The organism is Streptomyces sp. NPDC003284 (assembly GCF_053589675.1).
In genome coordinates this window covers 1-21,883 of record NZ_JBSFSI010000033.1, presented here as the reverse complement: position 1 = coordinate 21,883, position 21,883 = coordinate 1, and the positions used below count along the sequence as shown (strand labels likewise).

Sequence of the window (21,883 nt, the reverse complement as noted above, 5' to 3'; positions counted from 1 at the left end):
ACGGGATTCCGGTCCCCCTCCCCTGGAGCAGGAAGCACCTCCGTGAGCGGCAGCAGATCGGACCGGGGCGCCCACGAGAGCGGCCCCGCAGGGACGCTGGGCGAGGAACTGGCGGCGGCCCTGCACGACGCCGTCCGCGAGGCCGCCGAACGGCTGGAGGCGGTCACCGCCGCCGTCTATCTGCTCAGCCCCGAGGGCACCGAACTGCGGATCGCCATGATCGGCGGCGGCCCGCCCTCCGTGTTCACCCTGCCCGGCCGTATGCCCCTGGACGCCTCCTACGCCTCCGCCCGTGCCCTGGCGGGCGGCGAGGTGGCGGTCCTGGCCGACCCGGACGCGCCGCGCGCACACATTCCCGGCTGCACCGTCTGCCCCTACCCCTACCTCGCCGCGGCGGCCCCGCTCACCGCGGCCGGGGCGCGCTTCGGCAGCCTGACCGTGCTGCGCCCCGAGGGCACCGACGGCTACGGACCCGGGCGCCGCACCGAACTGGCCCGGATCGCCGGCCGGCTCTCCACCGCGCTTTCCGCGCTGCACCGGCGGGGTATCCCGGTGGTCTCCCCGAACCTTCCGGTGCTCGTGCCGGTGCGGGGCGCCGAGTCGTCCGCCGACGCGGACCCCGCCGGGCCCTGGGGCATGCCGGGCGTCGCCGGTTCGGCGGGCCGCAGCCTGATGTTCCCCCTGCACCGCCTGGCCGACCTGCTGAACCAGGCGACCACGATGGACCATGTCACCGCGGCCGCCCGGTTCTGCGTCATGGGGCCCTTCCAGGCCCGCGCCATGGTGCTGTCGTGTGTGGCCGAAGGACGCATGTGGGTCCTCGGACACAGCGGGGACACCGAGGGCCTGGTCCGGGAACTGCACGGCAGCGGCCTGCACACCGGCACACCCGCCGTGCGCGCGGTACGCGGGAACACCCTGCTGATCGCCGACGGCCCCGGCCCCCAGGCGTCCCGCCCCGGCGCGGAACCGGCTCCCCGGCCCGTCACCGCGCACCTCCCGCTCGTCGGCAGCAGACATGTCGTGGACGTCCCCGTCAGCGGCAACCGGCACGTCGTCGGCCTGTGCACCCTCGCGTACGGCGGCCCCCGGTCCTTCTCGCCCGCCGAACGCGCGGTCCTCACGATGATGGCGGGCCTGCTCGGCTCGGCGGTGGAGCGGGTGGAGCTGAACGCCAAGCGGCAGGCGCTCGCCGAGGGCATCCAGAAGCGGCTGCTGCCGCCCGCCCTCGTCGAGGTGCCGGGACTGACCACCACGGCCCGCTACCAGCCTGCCGCCGCCACCGCCGAGGTCGGCGGCGACTGGTACGACGTGATCAGGATGCCGGACGACCGGGTCGCGCTGGTCATCGGCGATGTCGAGGGCCACACCATGGAGAGCGCCGCCGCGATGGGCCAGCTGCGCACCGCCGTGGCCGCCTACGCCAGCGAGGGGCACGGACCGGCGGCGCTGCTCCAGCGCACGGCGGGGCTGCTCGCCCGGCTCGGCACCGAGTCCCTCGCCACCTGCTGTGTCGTCGCCCTCGACCCGGAGGACGGGACGGCCGAGGTGGCGCTCGCCGGCCATCCGGCGCCGCTGCTGCGGCTGCCCGACGGCACCGTACGGACGCTGGACGCCCCCGCCAACGTACCGCTCGGACTGCCGGACCCGGGGGTCTACCGGGCCCGGGAGCACACCGTCGAGCCGGGCTCGGTGCTCGTGCTCTACTCCGACGGGCTGTTCGAGACCCGCGAGGACGAGGCCGGCACCCTGGCCGAGGCCGCGGGCCCCGCCGGGGACCTGGCCGACGCCCGGCTGGAGGATCTGGCGGACCGGCTGCTCGGCCGGGCACCCGGGCCGCGCGGCCGGCGCGACGACGCGGCGCTGCTGCTGGCCCGCTACGAGGGTCCGGACACCGGGCGGGTGCCCAGGACCGGGCACCTCTCCATCCAGCGGCGCGATCTGCGCGGGGTGCGGCAGGCCCGGGAGTTCGTGCACGACCGGCTGTGCGGCTGGGGTCTGGCGGACCTGTCGGACGACGTGGAACTCGTCACCTCGGAGATCGTCACCAACGCCCTCGTGCACGCGGGCAGCGACGTCGACGTGCGGCTGCGGGTCTACGCGGACCGGCTCCGCCTGGAGGTGCGCGACTCGGCGAGCGACCCGCCCGTACCCGCCCTCTACTCCCTGTCCGACGAGGGCTGCGCGCGGGCCGAGCACGGCCGCGGACTCTTCCTCGTCGACGCCCTGGCCGACACCTGGAACACCTCGCCGAACGGGCGCGGCAAGACCGTGTGGCTGGAGATGGACATCCCCGCGGACGCCGGGGAACCCGGCCGGTCCGTCGAATGACCCAACGCCCGGCAGAGACACACATGTGTGACGCATAGGTGTGGACCTTTCACGGGTGCGGCGACTTACCGTCATGTGACTGATGTGCCATTGGCGCGGCTGCGGCAGAGTCATGGGTGTCGGCCTCCCCCGGGAGGCGAGAAACCTCCAGACCTTTCCCTCCCCGCTCGGTCACGACCGCGCGTCACCACCTTGACTGGTGACGTATTCCGTGTCAGTCTCTTCCCAGCGAACGGGCGAGGGTCCCCAGGTGGTGGGAGACAAAGGCCCGGCCTTCCTGTCCCGCCGCCGTGCCCCGCACATGTGGTGCCGCTGACAGGCACACACCCACTTCACGATAGGAACGTCATGAGACGACTTCTGACCGTCCTCGCGGCCGGTGTGCCGCTGGCGGCCGCGGTGTACCTGCCGGCCGGCGCCTCGGCGGCCACCGGAAGCCAGGCTTCCGCGCCGCTCAACTGCTCGACCGTCTCCGTGAAGGCCCCGTCCGGCACCAAGGTGGAGTCGGTGACCACGGTCCGCCAGGAGGGCGGCACCATCATGGGCACCGGGTTCCTGGGAGGCTCGGTCGAGGGTGTCCCGGCCTTCTGCGACGTGACGGTCACCCTCACCCACCCGGGCGACAACGATCACGCCAAGATCCAGACCTGGCTGCCGGTGAAAGGCTGGAACGGCCGTCTCCAGTCGCTCGGCGGCAGTGCCTTCGCCGCCGGAGACAACGGCGTCGGTCTGGGCACCGCCGTCAAGAGCGGTTACGCCGCCGCCACCACCGACGCGGGTGTCGGTGACGTCCTCGACACCAGCTGGGCGCTGAACAGCAAGGGCAAGGTGAACACCGGCCTGCTGAAGAACTTCGCCGACCGCTCCCAGCACGAGACCGCGCTCGTCGCCAAGCAGGTCATCGACTCGGTCTACGGCAAGGCCCCCTCCTACTCGTACTTCACCGGCTGCTCCACCGGCGGACGCCAGGGCTACATGGAGGCCCAGCGCCACCCCGGCGACTACGACGGCATCCTCGCCAACGCGCCCGCCGTCAACTGGGACGAGTTCGAGGTCGCCACCCTCTGGCCGCAGGTGGTCATCAACCAGGAGAAGAACCGCCCCACCGACTGCGAGTTCAAGGCCTTCAACCAGGCCGCGCTCCAGGCCTGCGACAAGCTCGACGGGGTCAAGGACGGACTGATCTCCGACGCCGCGCACTGCAACTTCGACCCGCGCCGCCTGATCGGCACCAAGGTCGTCTGCGAGGGCAAGGAGGAGACCATCTCCGCGGCCGACGCCGCCGTGGTCCGCAAGATCTGGGACGGTCCCCGGACCACCTCGGGCAAGAAGCTCTGGTACGGCCTGCCGGTCGGCGCCGACTTCTCGGGCCTCGCCGGTGCCGACCCGTTCGGCGTCCCGGCCGCCTGGACCGCGTCCTGGGTGGCCAAGCAGCCCGGCCTGGACGTCACGAAGCTGACGTACAGCCAGTTCACGCAGCTGTTCAAGCAGTCCCAGGCCGAGTACGACGAGATCATCGGCACGGACGACCCGAACCTGTCGGCCTTCCGCAACTCCGGTGGCAAGCTCCTCAGCTACCACGGCCAGGCCGACCCGTTCATCCCGACCCAGGGCACCGTGGACTACCGCGAGCGGGTCGAGCACCGGCTCGGCGGCACGCACCGCGTCGACGGCTTCTACCGTCTCTTCCTCGCCCCGGGCACCGACCACTGCGGACTGCGGGACGGCAAGGTCAACGACCTGGAGGCCCTGACGAAGTGGGTCGAGCAGGGCAAGGCGCCCAGCACGCTCACCGCCACTCTCACCAATGCCGACGGCAAGACCGTCACCCGTGATCTGTGCCGCTACCCGCTGGTGTCCCACTACAAGGGCCACGGCGACCCGGCGGACGCGCGCAACTTCCGCTGCGTCCCCGCCGCCCGGCACTGACCGACCCCTCCCCGACAAGCCACCCAGAAAGGCCGGCTCCCCATGACCACGAACACCCGGACGACCGGAACCACCACGGCCGACGGCGAACGCTCCTCCCTGCTGAGGCTGTACCTGATCCGTGGCGTCCTGGCCGTGGTCTGGGCCGTGGCCTTCGCCGGAGCCCATGACACCATCGGCGCGGCCGCCGTCACCCTGCTGGTCGTCTACCCGCTGATCGACGCGGTCTCCTCGCTGATCGACCACCGGGCCCTGCCCGAGGGCTCGGAACGCAACGTGACGGCGTTCAACGGGGTGCTGAGCACCCTCGCCGCCATCGCGGTGGGCGTGGCCGCGGCCGGCGGGGAGGCGGCGGTGCTCGCCACCTTCGGTGCCTGGGCCGTCGTCTCCGGCGCGGCGCAGGTGACCGTCGGCGTGCGGCGGCGCGGCCCCGAGCTGGGCAAGCAGTGGCCCATGCTGATCGCGGGCGGCCTGTCCGTCCTGGTCGGTGCCTTCTACGTCATCCAGGCCGCGGGCGACAACCCCTCGCTCGACGTCCTGTCCGTCTACGCCACGGGCGGCGGTGTGTTCTTCATCGCCCAGGCCGGCCTGCTGGCCTGGAAGGCCCGCCAGCTGCGGACCCAGACGGTCTGATCCCGTATCGCACAAGCTCCCTGACGGAGCGTCATGCGCCTCGGCCCGCACCGTTCACGGTGCGGGCCGAGGCGTTTCCGCTTGGTGCCGGGCCGGGCTCAGACCGTGCGGTAGCGCACCGGCAGGCTGAGCACGCCGCGCATCATCCCGGACGGGATCCACGCCAACGAGTCCGCGGGGACCGCGAGTTCGAGGTGGGGCAGCCGGGCCAGCAGCGTGCGCAGGGCGACGGCCGCCTCCAGACGGGCCAGCGGGGCGCCCAGGCAGTGGTGGATGCCGTGGCCGAACGCCAGGTGGCGCGCGCCGGTCCTGGCCACGTCGAGGTCCGCGGGGTCGCCGCCGTCGGGCAGGGGGATGTCGTGCCCGGCGGAGCCCAGGGCCACGGCGACGATCCCGCCGCGGGGGATGCGCACTCCGCCCAGTTCGAGATCCTCGGCCGCGTACCGGTTCGAGGACCGCTCGACGGAGGTGTCGTGGCGCAGGAACTCCTCCACGGCGCCCGGTACGAGGTCGGGGCGTTCGCGCAGCAGGGCGAGCTGGCCGGGGCGGCACAGCAGGGCGAGCAGGGCGTTGCCCAGGAGGTTGACGGTGGTCTCGTGACCGGCGATGACCAGCAGGATCGCGGTGCCTGCGAGTTCGTCCTCGGAGAGCCGCCCGTCGTCCTCGTCGCGTACGGCGACCAGCGCGGACAGCAGATCGTCCCCGGGGGCGCGCCGCTTGTCCTCGATGAGGCCGCGCAGCAGGGTGTGCAGGCCCGCCAGCGCGGCGCGGTGCCCGGGGTCGGTCACCTGGAGCGCGAGAGAGGACCAGCGGCGGAAGTCCTCGCGGTGTTCCTCCGGCACGCCGAGGAGTTCCGCGATCACCGTGACCGGGAGGGGTGCGGTGAACGCCTCGACGAGGTCGGTCTCGCCCGAGGACGCGAAAGCGTCGAGCAGGTCGTGGGCGATCTGCTCGACGCGAGGGGCGAGTTCGGCGGTACGGCGCGGGGTGAAGGCGCTGGAGACGAGGCGGCGCAGCCGGGTGTGCCGGGGTGGATCCGACTCCAGCATCTGTGCGCCCAGACCCACTTGGGGCCGGTGGAAGAAGAAACCGGCCGCCTCCAGGGTCTCGGCGGCCGGTGTGGCGTCCTTGAGAAGTGCCGGGTGGGTCAGCGCCTGCCGGGCCAGGTCGTGCCCGACGACCAGCCAGCCGTCCAGTCCCGGGGCGAACCGTACGGGATGGATGGGGCCCAGGGCCCGCAGCCGTTCGTAGTTCCGTGGTGCGTCCGCCTTGAACTCGGGGCTGAGCACCACCCGGCCGTCGGCTTCGGGGATTCCCTGGGCTTGCGTCGTCATACGTTTCTCCCTGTGCCGAGTTCCTGAGGATCCATCGGCAACACGGACGGCGGACCGGGGAAGGTTCACCGGGGGGCGGGCCGGAGGCGGGCCCGCGGTGGTGCGTCAGTCGTCGCCCTGGAGGAGGGACAGCACACGCAGCGCCTCCAGGTAGATCCACACCAGGGTCAGGGTGAGCCCGAAGGCCGCCAGCCACGACTCCTCGCGCGGGGCGCCGTAGGCGACCGCGTCCTCGATCTGCTTGAAGTCCAGGGCCAGGAAGGCGGCGCCCAGCAGGATGCCGGCGATGCCGAAGACCACACCGAGCGCGCCGCTGTCGAAGCCGAGGCCGTGTCCCGCGCCGAAGGCGGAGAACAGCAGGTCGGCCGCCATCAGCAGGAGGAAGCCGGTGGCCGCGGCCAGGACGAAGCCGTGGAAGCGGCGGGTGACGCGGATCCAGCGCATCCGGTAGGCGATCAGCACACCGGCCGAGACCGCGAAGGTGCCCAGCACCGCCTGGACGACGACACCCGGGGAGAGGTAGGTCGATGTGGCGCTGGAGATGACACCGAGGAAGACACCCTCGAAGGCCGCGTAGCCGAGGATCAGCGCCGGGGTGGGCCTGCGCTTGAAGGTCTGCACGAGCGACAGCACGAAGGCGACGAGCGCGGCGCCCACCGCGATGCCGTAGGAGCGGCCGATGTTCGCCTCGTCGACGGGCAGCAGCACCCAGGAGAGCACGGCCGCCAGCGCCACCGTGCCCAGTGTCCCGGCGGTGCGGACCACGACGTCGTCCAGCGTCATCGCGGTGGACGCGGCGGCGGTGTCCTTGACGGGGGAGGCGCCGGTGTCTCCGTAGGCGGCGGCGTACGGGTTGACCGTCGGATCCGCGGCGGGAGGTGTGCCGGCCACGGCGCCGGCCGCGGCGGCCACCGGCTGCGGTTGCGCCTGCCGCGCGGCGGGGTCCTGGCCGCCCGCGCGCCCGAAGCCCCTGCGGGAGAAGATCGGGTTGCTGGTCCTCATGTCGGTGTCCTCCTCGTGTGCCGGATGCGCCGCCGCATACGTGCCTGTACGACGTTTTCCCTTGCGTCACCACTCTGACAGGTGACGCAAGGGAAAGCAAGAGATATCACCGGTCTGACTGGTGACTTTCTGGAGGTGTTCCGGACGCTGTGCCGGAAGGGGTGCCCGACCCGGTGCCCCGGGAACGGCGCGCCGTCCGGCGGAAGTTGTCGTAGGTCCGCCGGAGCAGCTCCGCGGCGCGGCACGGCCGGCCATCGGCCGCGCACCGGGTGCAGGTCCGTACATGTGTCTCGTAGGAGGAGCGTGCCTGGTCGAGCAGGCCCGGTCCCGGCGGTGCGCCCTTCTCCTTCGGCGCCGGAGCGCTCATGAGAGGGCGGAGACTTCGAGGACCGCGGAGACGAACGCCCCGGGCCGCTCCTGGGGGAGGTTGTGGCCGGCGCCCTGGACCACATGGTGCACACGGGGGCCGGTGAAGTGGGCGGCGGAGGAGGTGCCGTCGGTCCACGGGATGACGCCGTCGGCCGCGCCGTCGAGGGTGACGGTGGGCACGGTGACCGGCGGCTGTCCCGCCAGCCTGCGCTCGATGTCCGCGTACCGGGGGTCGCCCGGGGCGGCGCCGAGCCGGTGGCGGTAGCTGTGGATCACCGTCTCGACGTAGTCGGGATTGCTCCACAGGGCGGCCGCCTGGTCGAGTTCGGCCTCGGTGAACCGCCACTCGGGGGAGTTGCGGTGCCAGACGACGCGGGCGAGTTCCTTGCGGTTCTGCTCCAGGCCCGCGCGACCGCGCTCGGTGAGGAAGTAGAAGAAGTACCAGTAGCCCGACTCGACGGACGGGGCCAGCGGGTTCTGGGCGGCGGCGATGTCCTGGACGAGGTAGTTGTTCACGGAGACCAGGCCCGCGCAGCGCTCCGGCCACAGCACCGCGGCGACGTCGGCGGCGCGCCCGCCCCAGTCGTAACCGGCGAAGACGGCCCGCCGGATCCCCAGCGCGTCCAGGAAGTCCTTCAGATCCGCGCCGAGCGCGCCCTGCTGCCCGGAGCGGAACGTGTCCCGGTGCAGGAAGCGGGTCTCGCCGTGGCCGCGCAGATACGGCACGTAGCAGCGGTAGCCCTGGCGGACCAGCGCGGGGACGACCTCGGCGTAGGAGCCGACGGGGCTGAACGGCCAGCCGTGCAGCAGGACCACCGGGGTGCCGTGGACCGGACCGGCCACGTGGTACGCGATGCTCAGCACGTCGGTGCGTACGTGCCGTACGGGTCCGAGTCCCGCGGATCGGCCCGTCGCGGCGGGAGCGGAGGGCGCGGCGGCCTGTTCGGCGGGGAGGGCGGCGGCGCGCCCGGCCGCCGGGACGATGCCCGCACCGGACGCGGCCGTGGCCAGAATCCGGGTGAGTCTGCGCCTGCTGATCATCGAGAGTCCTCCTGGCGTCCGTCTTCCGGGAAACAGAGCGCTGCCCCGCTCCAGAAGGCATGGCAAGCAAGGAGCGGGGCAGCGGTGGCCGGGTGCGCGCAGAGCCGTGTGCCGCACCCGGGTGCGGTCGGCGTGCCCGGCAGTTGGCCGCCGACCGCGGCGGCTCGGTGTGGAGTCCCAGGCACCGGCCGCGCCTGCCGCGCTCCGACACTGTGTGTACGGCGGAGCGCGCAGGATCCTCGGAGATGGCCGCCATCGCTTCGGGGGAAGTGAGCGAAGGCGACCACCCCGTACCCCGCCGCCAGGCCAGCCAATTGATCACCGTGGCGGCGGGGGGTCTCTATCTGGCTCAACGGGCCGGAGGGCGGCCGGGGTTCACGTCGCGCGGAAGAAATGTGCGCGGCGGTAGACCCCGGCGCGCCGCCGGGAGCTCCGTCGGCCGTCCGGTCTGCCGGACTACAGGCCGAGGTCGGCGGCCAGGCAGTTGAAACGCACCTCGGGGTCGTAGGCGTCGTCCGCCGAACTCCTCGGGCCGGCCTGCGTCTCCTCGACCATGTCGGCGTAGGAGATGCGCTCGGGCAGCTTGCCGAACCGCGCCTGGCGGGCCGCTGCTGCGCCGTCCACCGTGATCTTGATGTTCATCGTCGACCTCCGCTGGGTCCGCGGCGGATGGTTCCGTCGTGTCCGGATGTCCGAAGTCTGGCATCGGTCGGCGTCACCTGTCAAGCAGGTGACGCATGTCTCGGGGTGTGCGGCGGGTTTCTCCGGCCGGGCGCCGTACTGTGAAGGAGAAACACATGATGTGCCACCCATGTGTCGCCCAGTCGTACGGAGGTTTCCCGTGTCCGCAGTTCCCGAGCAGGTGTCCGCGTCCCCCGAGTCCGCTCCGGAGCCGTCCGCGCACCTCGGCGGTGACCCGGTCGCCGCCCTGGAGGCCGCCGCCTGGGCGCTGGCCGCCTTCACCGGCACCCTGCGGGACGCGCTGGACACCCCGCTCATGGACGTGCTCGCCGCCGATCCGCAGCGCACCGCCGTACTGGAGAGCGCGGGACTGGTCCGCCGGGACGGCACCGGGTTCACCGTGCATCCCTCGCTGACACCGGCCGACGCGTCCACGGCGCGCAGTGCGGTGGAGGCGCGGCTGAGCGGGCTGCGGCAGGCGGTGTCGGCCGCAGCCGAATCAAGCGGGTCGGCGGGGTCGGCCGGGTCGGCGGGGTCGGCAGGGGCGAGTGGACCGGCCGGAACGGCGCTCGGCGGCTGGTCGGCGCAGCCCGACGAGGTGCTGCTGAACCAGGGCCGGGCCTCGGCCGCCACCGGGCGGGCGCTGGCGGACAAGGTGGTGCCGCGCCTCGCGGGACTGGGCGGGCGGCTGGCCGCGCCGGGCGCCCGGGTGCTCGACGTCGGCACCGGCGTCGCCGCGCTCGCCGCCGTGCTGGCCGAGCGCTTCCCGCAGGCCCGGGTGGACGGCATCGACGTCCTGGGCCGGGCGCTGCGCCTGGCGCGCGCGGAACTGGCCACGGCGCCCGCGGCGGTGGCGGACCGGATCACGCTGCGACAGCAGGACGTCGCCGGGCTGGCGGAGCGGGACGCGTACGAACTGGTCTGGCTGCCCGCGCCGTTCGTGTCCGAACCGGCCCTGGGCCCGGCCCTGCCCCGGCTGGCCGCCGCCCTGGTCCCGGGCGGCTGGCTGGTGGCGGGCACGAACCCGGCCTCGGACGACCCGCTGCGCCGGTCCGTCGGCCGCTGGGCCGCGGTGCGCAACGGCGGCAACTCCTACGACACCGCCGCGATGGCGGCTGCGCTCGAAGCCGCCGGACTGGGGGAGACGCACACCTTCCCCACCGTCCCCGGCGGCCCGGTCCTGGTGGCGGCCAGGCGCCCGGCGGTGTGAGGGGCACGGTCCGGCCCCACACATGAGTGGACCCATAAGTCCATTCATGTGCGATGATGGAGCGTATGAACAAGGGAATGACGGCCAAGGGCGCGGCGACGCGGCTGCGGATCGTGGTCGCCGCCGCGCTGCTCATCAGGGAGAAGGGCGCCGCGGAGACGACCCTCGACGATGTGCGCGCGGCGACGTCCACCAGCAAGAGCCAGCTGTTCCACTACTTCCCGGACGGCCGGGCCGACATGCTCGTGGCCGTGGCGCAGCACGAGGCGGACCAGGTGCTCCAGGCACAGCAGCCGTATCTGGACGACCTGTCGAGCTGGGAGTCCTGGCAGCAGTGGAGCCGAGCGGTGATCGACCACTACACGGAGCTGGGGCGGCGCTGCCCGCTGGGCAGCCTCACGTCCGAGCTGGGCAAGTCCTCGCCCGAGGCGCGCACGGTGGTGACCGGTCTGTTCGACGCGTGGGAGTCCGCGCTGGTCCGCGGTGCCGAGGCGATGCGGCCCGGCGACGGCACGGCGGCCGAGCGGGCGCGGGTCGTCCTCACCGCCGTGCAGGGCGGCGTCCTCATGCTCCAGACCACCGGCCGCACCGCGTACCTCGAATCCGCCCTCGCCGCCGCGCTGGAACCGCTGCGGACGCCCGCCTCGGTCCGCGGCTGAACCGCCGGGGGCCGTACGGACCCCCCTTGCCGACCATGATCGGGCGCCCCGCGCGCGGCCGGGCGACCGGGCGGCGGCCACCACCGCACGGGTCCGGCGCCGGTCGTCACCCGGCGTCCAGCAGTTCCAGCACCGCCTGCCGCAACGCCGCCACCGCGTCCCGCGGTCCGTCGAGATGGCCGCTCACCATGGCGCCGTCCCGCAGCAGGACCAGGGCCCGTGCCAGCCGGTCGGGCTCGCGGTGCCCGGCCTCGCGGGCGGCCTCGCGCAGCACACCGCGGAACCACTCACGGTGCTCTGCGACACAGCTGCGTACGGGATGGTCCGGGTCCGGGTACTCGGCCGCCGCGTTGATGAAGCCGCAGCCGCGGAAGCCGGGCCGGGTGACGGTCTTGCCGACCACGTCCATGATGCCCAGCACGGCGTCACGGCCGCGGTGCGCGGAGCGGACGGCCGCCACGGCGCGCTTCACCCGGGCGTCACGCTCCCGGAGGTAGGCGAGGACCAGCCCTTCCTTCCCGGCGAAGTGCCGGTAGAAGGTCGCCCTGGTGACCTCCGCCTCCGCGACCAGCTGCTCGACGCCCACGGTGTGGATGCCCCGCTCGTAGAACAGGCGCTCCGCGGTGGTCAGCAACCGCTCCCGGGGGTGGAGCCTTTCGGCGGCGCCCGATGTCATGCGCACAGACTAGCGAGCGGGCCCGGACAGCCCGAACTCGGCCGCGACCAGCGCGTACGAGCGTTCGCGCTCGGCGAGGTCCGGGATCAGCGAGGTGAGCATCAGCTCGTCGGCCCCGGTACGCGCGTGCAGCGCGGCCAGTCCCGCGCGGACCGTGCCGGGTGTGCCGTGCACGACCGTGCCGAGCCAGCCGTCGACGAAGTCCCGCTCCTCGGGCGTGCGCGCGAGACCGGCCGCCGTGTCCGCGCCGGGCACGGCGCTCTGGACGCCCTGCCGGGCCCGCATCATCATCACGGCACCGGACGTGGCCAGGCGCGCGGCCTCCGCCGCGCCGGGGGCGCAGGTGACGTTCACGGAGACCATCACGCGGGGTTCGGGCAGCGCCGCCGAGGGGCGGAACCCGGAGCGGTACAGGTCGACGGCGCGCAGCGCCTGGGCCGGAGCGATGTGGTACGCCGCCGCGAACGGCAGCCCGAGCCGGGCGGCGACCTGGGCGCCGGTGGTGCCGGACCCCAGGATCCACACGGGCAGGCCCGGCGCCGCGGGCACCACGTGCACCCGGTCGCGGCTGTAGGGGTGGCCGGCGGGGAAACCGGAGCCCAGGAAGCCCAGCACCTCTTCCACCAGGGACGGGAAGGTGTCGGTGCCCGGGTCCTCCGGGGCCCGGCGCAGCGCGCGGGCGACGGTGGGCAGACCGCCCGGGTTCCGGCCGAGCCCGAGGTCGAAGCGCCCCGGGTGCAGCGCCTCCAGGACACCGAACTGCTCGGCCACCACCAGGGGCGCGTGGTTGGTCAGCATGACCCCGCCCGAGCCGAGCCGGATGGTGCCGGTGGCCCCGGCGAGATGGGCGAGCAGCACCGCGGGCGCCGGGCTGCCCGAGGCGGGGAAGCTGTGGTGCTCCGCCACCCAGAAGCGCCGGAAGCCGTGCCGCTCCGCCGACCTGGCCAGGGCGACCGTGTCCCGCAGCGCCTGCGCGGGAGCCCGGCCCTCGCGCACCACGGTGAGGTCCAGCACCGAGAGCGGGGCCGGGGCGGTCCCCTGTCCGTCGGCGGGCCGGTCGGACGGGTGGGACACATCGCGTTGCATGTCTGAACTCTCTCGGTGCCGACGGGCGAGCTAACCGGACCATAGGGTCCGGTCAGCGATCCTAGGCATGTGTTTCACGGAGGGTCAAACATGAACGGGTGTGCAGGTGTACAGGTGTACAGCTGCGCAGGTGTGCGTGAGGCGTGGCGGGCCGGATCAGTAGGTGGTCACGAGCGGCTTCGTCTCGTCGACGACGTAGGTCGACAGCATCATCGTCGTCACGGTGCCCACGTTGAGGGCGTTGTGGATGGCGCCCGAGGGGATGAAGAAGGGGGCGCCGGTGCGCAGCCGGAGGGCGGGGGCGTCGTCGAACTCCATCAGCACGTCGCCCCGGATGATGTAGCCGACCTCCACACCGGGGTGGCTGTGCCGCCCCGACTGCTTGTGCCGGGGGATCTGCACCAGGGTCTGCACGGCCGCCCAGCCCTCGGCGGGCGACGGGTGCTGCTGGAGCAGGGTGCGGGTGACACCCGCGGTCGGGTCGGTGGGATCGACGGGGCCGCCCGGGTGGCCGTGGGCAGGGAGCGGGGCGGCGGCGGCCTGCTGGGCGGAGGTGAGCGCGGCGGCACCGAGCGCGCCGGCGGCGGCGGTGCCACCGGCGCGGAGGAGAGTGCGGCGATCGAACATTTCTCGTCCCTCGGATCGGCGAATGGGGGGTGAGAACGCGCGGCCCGGCGCATGACGCGAAGTGCGGCGCGGGGCGGGCACGACGTGCGGCACGAGAGCGGCCGTCGGGAGAAAGAACGTGCGTTCTCTACAGGAGAATCAACCGTTTCCCGCCCGGACGGCGCAAGAGCGCGATCCGGCCACGCGGCGGCCGGCGGCCGCTCAGGCGGCCTCCGGCCCCCGGTGCTCCAGCCGTGCCGCGATGTCACGCGCGGCGGCCTCGCGTTCCGCGGCCTCGTGTCCCGCGTACGCCTTCTCCAGGACCTGCCGCCACGAGGACACTCCCGGGTGGCGGCGCAGCAGCGCTCTGCGCTCGCGTTCGGTCATGCCGCCCCACACGCCGTACTCCATCCGCTGGTCCAGCGCGTAGGACAGGCACTCCATCCGTACGGGGCAGCGGTAGCACACGCTCTTCGCCCCGTTCTGCGCGGCGCCCTCGGCGAACATCTGCTCGGCGTTCATGCGACAGGCGCCCCTCATGGCCCACTCCACTGCTGCCTCACCCCCTGCCCCCCGGATCCCTCACATGTGCGCATCTCCGCACATGACCCGACGGCGTAGATACGTGTGACTCTAACCCAGATATGGTGTCACCGGACATGTGAATGGTTGGCCGGAAGTCGCCGGTCGCCGGAGGGTTCAGGGCGTTCGTGAGCAGGCTCCCGGCGAGGACCGGCGGCCCTGTCGCTCGATTGACCGGACTCTATGGTCCGCTTAATCTGGCCGACGAGGCGACTTATCGGCCATTCGGAATGACACACTTTCTTCGGCGCTGACGCCGCTGGGCGTGTGCGGGGTTGGACGGAGGGGGAGGCGGACATGCGACACGGCCACCGCTCGGCAGCACGACAGGGCGATCGGTTCTCCGCCGCGGGCCGCGCAGGGCGCCGCGAGCGGCGTACGGGGCCCGGGTTCCGGCCCGGTGGGGAAGGGAGTGGGGCGCCGTGAAGTCGCTCGTCACCATGATCGGCCGGGACGGGGAACGGGCCCGGCTGTCCGGTCTCGTCACCGCCACCGGGGGACAGGCACTCGTCCTCAGGGGCGAGTCGGGCGTGGGCAAGAGCGCCCTGCTCGACCATGTCGCCACGCTGGCGGCCGACGCCGGACACGAGGTGATCAGGGCCGCCGGGGTGGAGGCCGAGTCGGACCTCCCGTTCGCCGGGCTGCACCAGATCCTCTACCCGCTGCTCCCGCACATCGAGGCCCTGGACAAGGGCCACCGCGCCGCGTTCGACGCGGTGTTCGGGCAGACCGAGGGCAGGCCGCCCTCGGTCATGTCCCTCGGCATCGCCGTGCTCGACCTGCTCTCCCTGGCCACCTCGGAGAAGCCGCTGCTGCTGATCCTGGACGACGGCCAGTGGCTCGACGCCTCCAGCGCCGACGTGTGCGGATTCGCGGGCCGCCGGCTCACCGGCAGCTCGGTGAAGCTGCTGATTGCGCTGCGCTCCGACATCCCGTCCCGCTTCGACACGGCCGCGCTCCCCGAGGTGGCGGTCCCCGCGCTCACCGAGGCGGCCTCCGAGGAACTCCTGGACCTGTGCCATCCCGGCCTCGACCAGCAGACGCGCCGACTGGTCCTGGACCAGGCCCGGGGCAATCCGCTGGCCCTGCTCGAACTGCCCCCCTTCCTCGGCGGCAACCGGTCCGGCCGCGGCCGGGAGGGCGCCTTCGCCTTCCAGGGCGTCCCGCTGCCCCGGCGACTCCAGCACGTCTACGGCACCCGCGTCGAGGCCCTGGGCGACGCCGTGCGCGAGGAGCTGCTGCGCGGCGCGCTCGACGGAGTCGGCACCGCGGCGGCGTCCACGCACACCCCCGCGCTGCGCTACCGCATGCGCGACGCCGACGAGGCGGTGGCGGCCGGGCTGCTGGAGACGGACCCGGTCGGCGGCGACTTCGTCTTCCGCCACCCGCTCGTGCGCTCCACCGTGGTGCAGCTGGCCACCCCCAACCAGCGGCGGGCCGCCCACGCGGACCTCGCCCGCATCCACCGCGACGACGTGGAGCGCCGCGCCACCCATCTCGCGGCGGCCGCGATCGACCCCGACGAGGAGGTGGCCACCGCCCTGGAGGTGGCCGCGGACTCGGCGACCCGGCGCGGCTCCGCGGTGACCGCGGTGGCCTGGCTGACCCGCGCCGCCGAGCTGAGCGAGAGCCACGAGGGCCGCTCCCGCCGGCTCAGCAACGCCGCCTTCACGGCCGGGTACGCGGGCCTGCTGGACCAGGCGCAGCAGCTCGTCGGCGCCGAGCTGCCCACCGGCCGCAACGAGAGCCCGTCGGCGGTGGCCACCTCCGCCTACATGTCGTGGTACGAGGACGGGGACGTACGGTCCTCGCGGCGCCAGGTCGCCGCGGCCATCGGGAAGCTGCGCGACCAGGGCGCCGCGAGCACCCCGGACGTCCTGCTGCGCCTGGTGAACCTGCTCCTCGGCATCGAGCAGTACGCGGGCGAGCCGGAGTCGTGGCGGCAGACCCGCGAACTGCTCGACTCGCTGGGCGATCTGGTGACGGAGCGCTCACTGATCTACCGCGACGCCTGGGGCGACGTCGTCCTGCACGGCGCGGGTCTGGCCGACCGCGTGGAGCGGGCCTTCGCCGACCTCTCCGAGCTGGAGCCCTGGGACGTGATGCGCCTGGCCGTCTGCGCGTACCACGTGGACATCCTCGGCCAGTACCGCCCGCACCTCCAGCGCATCGTCGAACGCGAGCTGGAGACCGGCGCCCTGGGCGTCGGGATGACCATGCTGCACCTGATCATGCTCGACCAGATGGCGGTCGGTGAGTGGGACGAGGCGGACCGCACCGGACAGCGCGGCCTCGATCTGATGGCGTCCCACGGCTACACGCTGCTGGCCCAGCAGACCCGGGCGTACCTGGCGCTGGTCGCCGCCCAGCGGGGCCGGGTCGAGCGGGCGCGCGAACTCCAGGCCATGGTCGACGCCTGGGCACGCCCGCGCGGTGTGGGCTTCCTGACCCAGCTCGCCGACGCCGCCGGTACGGCCGCGGCCCTGAGCGAGGGTGACTACGAGGCCGCGTATCTGCACGCCATCGGTGTCACCGCGCCCGGCACCTTCACCCCGTACGGGCACCAGGCCGCGCGCACCCTGCTCGACCTGGTGGAGGCGGCGGTGCACACCGGCCGCTCCGAGCAGGCCAGGCGGCACGCGCTGGCCGCGCGGGACGCGGGACTGCCCGCCGTCTCGCCCCGGCTGGCCATGATCACCTACGGGGCGCTGGCGATGACGGCCACGGAGGAGGCCGAGATCGCCGACATGTACGAGCGGGCCGAGACACATCCGGCCGCCGCCCACTTCCCGTTCGAGGCGGCCCGGATCCGGCTGGCCCACGGGATCCGGCTGCGGCACACCCAGGGACCCAAGGCCGCGCGCCCGCTGCTGACCACGGCCGCCGAGACGTTCGAACGGCTCGGCGCCGAGACCTGGACGGAACGGGCCCGCGCCGAGCTGCGCGCTTCGGGTGTCTCCGCGCGCGAGACCTCCGCACACCTGTCGGCACTCACCTGGCAGGAGCGCCGGATCGCCGATCTCGCCGCGAGCGGGCTGACCAACAAGGAGATCGGCGAGCGGATGCACCTGTCCCCGCGCACCGTCAGCTCCCACCTCTACCGCGTCTTCCCCAAGCTGGGCATCACCTCGCGTGCCGCGCTGCGGGACGCGCTCGGCAAGAGCCAGGAGGCGGCGCGGGACTGAGCCCGGCGCGTCGGCGCCGCGACCGGGCCGGGCCGGTGGGCGATGTCCGCTCACCGGCCCGGCCCGCCCCCGTGGATCCCCTGCTCGGCGAGCCAGTCCAGGACGTGGTCGGCGACCGCCCGCCAGCCGTTGTCCACGGTCAGGGTGTGGCCGCGGTCGGCGAACTGCTTCAGGTCGCTGACCGCCACCGAGTCGCCGTACAGCTTGTAGGCGGCCCGGGTCAGGGAGTCGGGCACCACGCGGTCCTCCTGCCCCGAGATCAGCAGCAGCGGCCCGCGGGCGGTGTTGCGGACGTCGGCGACGGCACGGGGGTGCGGGGCCGGACCGTCGTGGCCGAGATCGGTGAGCAGCCTGCGGGGCGCCGGGACGACATAGCGGTCGTAGAGCCGGGCCGACTCCTCGGCGCCGACGGTGTTGGCGAAGACGTCCCGGAACTCCTCGGGCGACAGGGGCACCGCCGGGTCCCCGTCCGCCGTCGGCGTCCAGCGGGGGACCCGGCCGGGCCGCGGCGGCGGCACGTCCGCGACCGGGACCGGCGCGACGGCCACCGCGGCCCGGCCGAGGCCGTGGCCGAGGAGGTGCTGCACGACGAGCCCGCCCACCGAGTGCCCGATGAGCACGGGCGGTTCGTCGAAGGACGCCGCCAGGCGCCCGAAGTGGTCCGTGAGCGCGTCGAGTCCGAGGCCCCGCAGCACCTCGGGGCGGCGGCGCGCCTCGCCCACCGTGTCGGGCTCGCCGGGCCAGCCCGGTGCCCAGACCGTGAAGCCCCGGCCGGTGAAACGGTCGGCCCACGCCTCCCAGGACAGCGCGTGGAACCACGCTCCGTGGATGAAGACGACGGGGGTACTGTTCACGGCTGGGGCCTCTCGTTCGGTCAGGCCGGGCGCACGGACCTGGCACCGCCCCCGTGGGCGGAAGACCCTGGGTGTGCCGCACAGGGAGCGGACATCCGGCACCGGCATACGGGCGACCGTTCAAGCATCGTTCAGGCCCCTCGCGGCCGGAACAGTCGAATGACTTAATGTTCCCGGCCGCCCGTACGGGGGCCCTCTCCCGGCCGCCGCGCGAGCGGCGGCGGAGCTGCCCGTCGCGGGGGTCCGGCCGCCGGAGCGGGTGCGGGCGCGCGGACCGCGGCCGCCGCCCGGCCGCGGAAGGGCGGCCGTCTCTCACCGTCAAGTGACTGATGTGCCGCGGCGGTGCGCGGAGCGAGAGTGAATGCCGCCAGCCCCCCGCTTCACGGAAGGACACCCCCGTCATGAGCGGCGATCACCACGACCTGCGGAGCCAGTGCACCGCGTCACCGAGCCTGCCTCTGCTCCGTCTGGACATCCACCGGATGCTGGACATGCTGGAGTGGCAGGAGATCCGGGCCGAGTTCCGCTACGACCCGGACTCGCCCCTGGTCGTCACCGTCACCTTCCTCATCGAGGACGGCCCCCAGGCCACCTGGCGCATCGGCCGGGACCTGCTCCACCAGGGGCTCCACTCGATGAGCGGCGTCGGCGACATCCAGGTGTGGCCCTCACACCTGGAGGCGCGGGCGACGGCCTGGTTGCAGCTCATGTCGAAGGACGTCGGGGCCCTCTTCGAACTTCCCGTCCCGCCGCTGGCGGAGTGGCTCGACCACACCTACGAGCTGGTCCCGGCCGGTACGGAGACGGGCCGGCTGGACCTGGACGGCTTCCTCGCGGGGCTGCTCGACGGTCCCGAGGTGCCGTCCGACTGACGACGGGAGATAATGAGTCACCTGTTTGACTGGTGACGGGAGCTGTGCGACAGTCATCGCGCCGTCCCTCGCGGTGATCCCACGAACAAGCCCCGGGGCCCGGTCCGCGCGCGTCGAGCGCGGCGGGCACCGAGCACGCACGACGGAGGAATCACATGATCAACAGGCGGAACTTCAGCAAGGCCGTCGGCCTGAGCACGGCCGCGGCCTCGCTGGTCGGCCTCCAGGGCGTCCAGGCCGCTTCTGCCGCCCCGGGCAAGGGCGGCGCGCCGACGCCGGCCGTCCCGGACATCACCCCCGGCACCCACACCTCCTTCGCCCGGCTGAAGCAGGTCAGGGCCGGGGTGCTGGACGTCGGCTACGCGGAGGCCGGGCCCCAGCACGGCCCCGTCGTCATCTGCCTGCACGGCTGGCCGTACGACATCCACAGCTACGTCGACGTCGCCCCGCTGCTCGCGGCGCAGGGCTACCGCGTGATCGTGCCCTATCTGCGCGGCCACGGCACGACACGTTTCCTGTCCTCGCACACCTTCCGCAACGCCCAGCAGTCGGCCATCGCGCTCGACATCATCGCTCTGATGGACGCCCTGAAGATCGAGAAGGCCGTGCTCGCCGGCTTCGACTGGGGCTCGCGCACCGCCGACATCATCGCGGCCCTGTGGCCGCACCGGGTGAAGGCCCTGGTCTCGGTGAGCGGGTACCTGATCACGGATGTCGCGGCGCAGAAGAAGCCGCTGGCGCCCCAGGCCGAGTACGCGTGGTGGTACCAGTACTACTTCGCCACCGAGCGGGGCCGCATGGCGATGGTGGACAAGGACAACCGGCGCGAACTGTGCCGCCTGGTCTGGGACACCGTCTCCCCGACCTGGGGCTTCGACGACGCCACCTTCGCGCGTACGGCCCAGGCCTTCGAGAACCCGGACTACGCCGCCATCGTGATCCACAACTACCGCTGGCGGCTCGGCCTCGCCGACGGCGAACGCCGCTACGACCGGCTGGAGAAGCAGCTCGCCGCGCAGCCCTACATCTCGGTGCCCACGGTCACCCTCGACGCCGAACGCGACCCGTTCACCGCGGCGCCGGGCGACGGCTCGATGTACCGCAAGTTCTTCACCGGCAAGTACGCGCACCACACGCTCAAGGGCATCGGCCACGACCTGCCCCAGGAGGCCCCGACCGCCTTCGCGCAGGCCGTCGTCGAGGCCGACCACCTCTGACCCGGGTACGGCGGGCCGCCGGGCCGGCCGGAGACATCCCCCCAGGTCCCGGCCCGACCACCCCCCTGCGTCCGACCGCCCCCTGTGAAGGAGCCCTGCCGACATGAGCGAGATCCACTGGAACCGCATGACCGCCGCACAGTTGCGCGAACTGGCGGCCGAGAACGCGGTGGTGCTGCTGCCGGTGGGGTCGACCGAGCAGCACGGCCCCCATCTGCCCACCGGCGTGGACGACCTGCTGGCGGCCGAGGTGTGCCGCCGGACCGCACACCTGGCGGCCGCGCACACCCGGGTCGTGGTGGCCCCGTCCCTCTGGGCGGGCCTGGCGGAGCACCATGTCGCCTTCGGCGGCACCTTCACCCTCAGCCTGCCCACCTACCACGCGCTGCTGCGGGACCTGTGCCGGTCCGTGCTCCGCGCCGGGTTCTCCCGCATCCTGATCGTCAACGGCCACGGCGGCAACATGAGTGCCCTCAACACCCTCACCAACGAGCTCACCGTGGAACTGGGGACACCGATCGCGTTCGCCAACTACTTCGGTGCCGGACGGGAGGTGATCCGCGACACCCTGGAGACCCAGGACGCTCTGATGCACGCCTGCGAGGGGGAGACGTCCATGATGATGGCCGCCCACCCCGAACTGGTGCGCACCGAGCACCTGGACGCCGCCCGGGGACCGGCGATCACACTGCCCGCGGAGTCCACCGAACCGGTCTACCGGTTCGTGTCCTTCGACGGGATCACCGAGTCCGGGGCGGCGGGCGACGCCCGGACGGCGAGCGCGGAGAAGGGCGAGCGCATGCTGGCCGGGTGCGCGGCGGCCCTGGCCGACGCCATCGCGGGCGACCCGTGGGCCGCGGGGCCGGAGCGGTGACCACCGCACGGACCGCACGGACCTGACCCGGGACCCGGGCCCGACGCCCGCCGCGCCATGACCGGTGCGGCGGGCGTCGGGTGGTGCGCCCGCGTCAGGCGCCCTGGTCCACCCAGCTCATGAGCTTGCGCAGCTCCTTGCCGGTGGTCTCCAGCAGGTGCTCGGAGTCCTGCTTCTTGTACTCGTCGTACCGCTTGAGGCCGCCGTGGTACTCGTCCATCCAGTTCCTGGCGAAGGTGCCGTCCTGGATCTCGGCGAGGACCTTCTTCATCTCGGCCTTGGTGGCGTCGGTGATGATGCGCGGGCCGGTGACGTAGTCGCCCCACTCGGCGGTCTCGGAGATCGACCAGCGCATCTTCTCCAGGCCGCCCTCGTACATGAGGTCGACGATCAGCTTCAGCTCGTGCAGGCACTCGAAGTAGGCGATCTCCGGCTGGTAGCCCGCCTCGACCAGCGTCTCGAAACCGGCCTTCACCAGCGCGGTCGTCCCGCCCGCGAGCACGGCCTGCTCACCGAAGAGGTCGGTCTCGGTCTCCTCGGTGAACGTCGTCCTGATGACACCCGCCCGGGTCCCGCCGATCCCTCGCGCGTACGACAGCGCCAGGTCCAGCGCGCCGCCCGAGGCGTCCTGTTCCACCGCGACCAGACACGGGACGCCGCGGCCCTCCTCGTACTGGCGGCGCACCAGGTGGCCGGGGCCCTTGGGGGCGACCATGCAGACGTCGACACCGGCCGGGGGCTT

Annotated in this window: 19 protein-coding genes; 9 read left to right on the top strand and 10 right to left on the bottom strand. The window is 73.2% G+C overall.

Translation table 11 applies throughout. The features are described from left to right. Positions 1 to 42: 42 nt before the first annotated feature. From ACWDYF_RS36245 to ACWDYF_RS36235, 3 genes are all read left to right on the top strand, one after another. Complete coding sequence (locus ACWDYF_RS36245; RefSeq protein WP_389474392.1) at positions 43 to 2,331, top strand: ATP-binding SpoIIE family protein phosphatase; 2,289 nt, start codon at positions 43 to 45, stop codon at positions 2,329 to 2,331. Positions 2,332 to 2,679: 348 nt separating this feature from the next. Next, positions 2,680 to 4,260 (top strand): DUF6351 family protein, encoded by a 1,581-nt coding sequence (locus ACWDYF_RS36240; protein WP_389474390.1) that lies wholly within the window; start codon positions 2,680 to 2,682, stop codon positions 4,258 to 4,260. Between the two features lie 42 nt (positions 4,261 to 4,302). Continuing rightward, positions 4,303 to 4,893 (top strand): DUF308 domain-containing protein, encoded by a 591-nt coding sequence (locus ACWDYF_RS36235; protein ID WP_018569323.1) that lies wholly within the window; start codon positions 4,303 to 4,305, stop codon positions 4,891 to 4,893. A 98-nt stretch (positions 4,894 to 4,991) separates the two neighbouring features. On the opposite strand, the gene ACWDYF_RS36230 is transcribed toward ACWDYF_RS36235, so the two are convergent. The 4 genes from ACWDYF_RS36230 to ACWDYF_RS36215 form a co-directional block, all read right to left on the bottom strand. Next, positions 4,992 to 6,227 carry a cytochrome P450 family protein gene (locus ACWDYF_RS36230; RefSeq protein ID WP_389474388.1) on the bottom strand — a complete coding sequence of 412 codons (1,236 nt, stop codon included), beginning with the start codon at positions 6,225 to 6,227 and terminating at the stop codon, positions 4,992 to 4,994. Between the two features lie 105 nt (positions 6,228 to 6,332). After that, positions 6,333 to 7,229: a Bax inhibitor-1/YccA family protein gene (locus tag ACWDYF_RS36225; RefSeq protein WP_381741886.1), complete on the bottom strand. Its 897-nt coding sequence runs from the start codon at positions 7,227 to 7,229 to the stop codon at positions 6,333 to 6,335. Positions 7,230 to 7,592: 363 nt separating this feature from the next. Beyond that, a complete protein-coding gene (locus ACWDYF_RS36220) occupies positions 7,593 to 8,639 on the bottom strand; it encodes an alpha/beta fold hydrolase (RefSeq protein WP_389474385.1) in 1,047 nt (348 codons plus the stop codon). Positions 8,640 to 9,095: 456 nt separating this feature from the next. Next, positions 9,096 to 9,281, bottom strand: a complete 186-nt coding sequence (locus ACWDYF_RS36215) for a hypothetical protein (protein ID WP_018569327.1) — start codon at positions 9,279 to 9,281, stop codon at positions 9,096 to 9,098. Positions 9,282 to 9,480: 199 nt separating this feature from the next. Between ACWDYF_RS36215 and ACWDYF_RS36210 the strand changes: the two genes are divergently transcribed. Together ACWDYF_RS36210 and ACWDYF_RS36205 are read left to right on the top strand one after the other, a co-directional pair. Next, positions 9,481 to 10,530 (top strand): class I SAM-dependent methyltransferase, encoded by a 1,050-nt coding sequence (locus tag ACWDYF_RS36210; RefSeq protein ID WP_389474383.1) that lies wholly within the window; start codon positions 9,481 to 9,483, stop codon positions 10,528 to 10,530. Positions 10,531 to 10,595: 65 nt separating this feature from the next. Then, positions 10,596 to 11,189 carry a TetR/AcrR family transcriptional regulator gene (locus tag ACWDYF_RS36205; RefSeq protein WP_381741891.1) on the top strand — a complete coding sequence of 198 codons (594 nt, stop codon included), beginning with the start codon at positions 10,596 to 10,598 and terminating at the stop codon, positions 11,187 to 11,189. A gap of 106 nt (positions 11,190 to 11,295) precedes the next feature. On the opposite strand, the gene ACWDYF_RS36200 is transcribed toward ACWDYF_RS36205, so the two are convergent. From ACWDYF_RS36200 to ACWDYF_RS36185, 4 genes are all read right to left on the bottom strand, one after another. Further along, complete coding sequence (locus ACWDYF_RS36200; protein ID WP_389474381.1) at positions 11,296 to 11,865, bottom strand: TetR/AcrR family transcriptional regulator; 570 nt, start codon at positions 11,863 to 11,865, stop codon at positions 11,296 to 11,298. 9 nt (positions 11,866 to 11,874) lie between these two features. Continuing rightward, entirely contained in the window at positions 11,875 to 12,951 is a 1,077-nt protein-coding gene (locus tag ACWDYF_RS36195; RefSeq protein ID WP_389474379.1) for an LLM class flavin-dependent oxidoreductase, read from the bottom strand. A gap of 156 nt (positions 12,952 to 13,107) precedes the next feature. Continuing rightward, positions 13,108 to 13,578, bottom strand: coding sequence for a cupin domain-containing protein (locus tag ACWDYF_RS36190; RefSeq protein ID WP_389474377.1), 471 nt, complete (start codon positions 13,576 to 13,578; stop codon positions 13,108 to 13,110). Between the two features lie 201 nt (positions 13,579 to 13,779). Beyond that, on the bottom strand, positions 13,780 to 14,079 hold the full coding sequence (locus tag ACWDYF_RS36185; protein ID WP_389474375.1) for a WhiB family transcriptional regulator: 300 nt from the start codon (positions 14,077 to 14,079) through the stop codon (positions 13,780 to 13,782). 500 nt (positions 14,080 to 14,579) lie between these two features. Here ACWDYF_RS36185 and ACWDYF_RS36180 point away from each other — a divergent pair, with 500 nt between their 5' ends. Next, complete coding sequence (locus ACWDYF_RS36180; protein ID WP_381742349.1) at positions 14,580 to 17,324, top strand: helix-turn-helix transcriptional regulator; 2,745 nt, start codon at positions 14,580 to 14,582, stop codon at positions 17,322 to 17,324. 50 nt (positions 17,325 to 17,374) lie between these two features. On the opposite strand, the gene ACWDYF_RS36175 is transcribed toward ACWDYF_RS36180, so the two are convergent. Continuing rightward, positions 17,375 to 18,178: an alpha/beta hydrolase gene (locus tag ACWDYF_RS36175; protein WP_381741897.1), complete on the bottom strand. Its 804-nt coding sequence runs from the start codon at positions 18,176 to 18,178 to the stop codon at positions 17,375 to 17,377. 401 nt (positions 18,179 to 18,579) lie between these two features. On the opposite strand from ACWDYF_RS36175, the gene ACWDYF_RS36170 reads away from it, so the two are divergent. The 3 genes from ACWDYF_RS36170 (at position 18,580) to ACWDYF_RS36160 (ending at position 21,141) form a co-directional block, all read left to right on the top strand. Further along, positions 18,580 to 19,050, top strand: a complete 471-nt coding sequence (locus ACWDYF_RS36170) for an SsgA family sporulation/cell division regulator (RefSeq protein ID WP_389474373.1) — start codon at positions 18,580 to 18,582, stop codon at positions 19,048 to 19,050. 155 nt (positions 19,051 to 19,205) lie between these two features. Further along, on the top strand, positions 19,206 to 20,267 hold the full coding sequence (locus ACWDYF_RS36165) for an alpha/beta fold hydrolase (RefSeq protein ID WP_389474371.1): 1,062 nt from the start codon (positions 19,206 to 19,208) through the stop codon (positions 20,265 to 20,267). Between the two features lie 103 nt (positions 20,268 to 20,370). Continuing rightward, positions 20,371 to 21,141, top strand: a complete 771-nt coding sequence (locus ACWDYF_RS36160; RefSeq protein WP_381741901.1) for a creatininase family protein — start codon at positions 20,371 to 20,373, stop codon at positions 21,139 to 21,141. Between the two features lie 94 nt (positions 21,142 to 21,235). Here ACWDYF_RS36160 and ilvC read toward each other — a convergent pair. Then, positions 21,236 to 21,883: ketol-acid reductoisomerase (gene ilvC, locus ACWDYF_RS36155; RefSeq protein ID WP_451584330.1), on the bottom strand; the 648-nt coding region annotated here is incomplete at its 5' end.

Coding starts and splice junctions, on each gene's coding strand:
- ACWDYF_RS36240 (WP_389474390.1), top strand. CDS start 2,680: ATGAGACGACTTCTGACCGTCCTCGCGGCCGGTGTGCCGCTGGCGGCC.
- ACWDYF_RS36235 (WP_018569323.1), top strand. CDS start 4,303: ATGACCACGAACACCCGGACGACCGGAACCACCACGGCCGACGGCGAA.
- ACWDYF_RS36230 (WP_389474388.1), bottom strand. CDS start 6,227: ATGACGACGCAAGCCCAGGGAATCCCCGAAGCCGACGGCCGGGTGGTG.
- ACWDYF_RS36225 (WP_381741886.1), bottom strand. CDS start 7,229: ATGAGGACCAGCAACCCGATCTTCTCCCGCAGGGGCTTCGGGCGCGCG.
- ACWDYF_RS36220 (WP_389474385.1), bottom strand. CDS start 8,639: ATGATCAGCAGGCGCAGACTCACCCGGATTCTGGCCACGGCCGCGTCC.
- ACWDYF_RS36215 (WP_018569327.1), bottom strand. CDS start 9,281: ATGAACATCAAGATCACGGTGGACGGCGCAGCAGCGGCCCGCCAGGCG.
- ACWDYF_RS36205 (WP_381741891.1), top strand. CDS start 10,596: ATGAACAAGGGAATGACGGCCAAGGGCGCGGCGACGCGGCTGCGGATC.
- ACWDYF_RS36200 (WP_389474381.1), bottom strand. CDS start 11,865: ATGACATCGGGCGCCGCCGAAAGGCTCCACCCCCGGGAGCGGTTGCTG.
- ACWDYF_RS36195 (WP_389474379.1), bottom strand. CDS start 12,951: ATGCAACGCGATGTGTCCCACCCGTCCGACCGGCCCGCCGACGGACAG.
- ACWDYF_RS36190 (WP_389474377.1), bottom strand. CDS start 13,578: ATGTTCGATCGCCGCACTCTCCTCCGCGCCGGTGGCACCGCCGCCGCC.
- ACWDYF_RS36185 (WP_389474375.1), bottom strand. CDS start 14,079: ATGAACGCCGAGCAGATGTTCGCCGAGGGCGCCGCGCAGAACGGGGCG.
- ACWDYF_RS36180 (WP_381742349.1), top strand. CDS start 14,580: ATGATCGGCCGGGACGGGGAACGGGCCCGGCTGTCCGGTCTCGTCACC.
- ACWDYF_RS36170 (WP_389474373.1), top strand. CDS start 18,580: ATGAGCGGCGATCACCACGACCTGCGGAGCCAGTGCACCGCGTCACCG.
- ACWDYF_RS36165 (WP_389474371.1), top strand. CDS start 19,206: ATGATCAACAGGCGGAACTTCAGCAAGGCCGTCGGCCTGAGCACGGCC.
- ACWDYF_RS36160 (WP_381741901.1), top strand. CDS start 20,371: ATGAGCGAGATCCACTGGAACCGCATGACCGCCGCACAGTTGCGCGAA.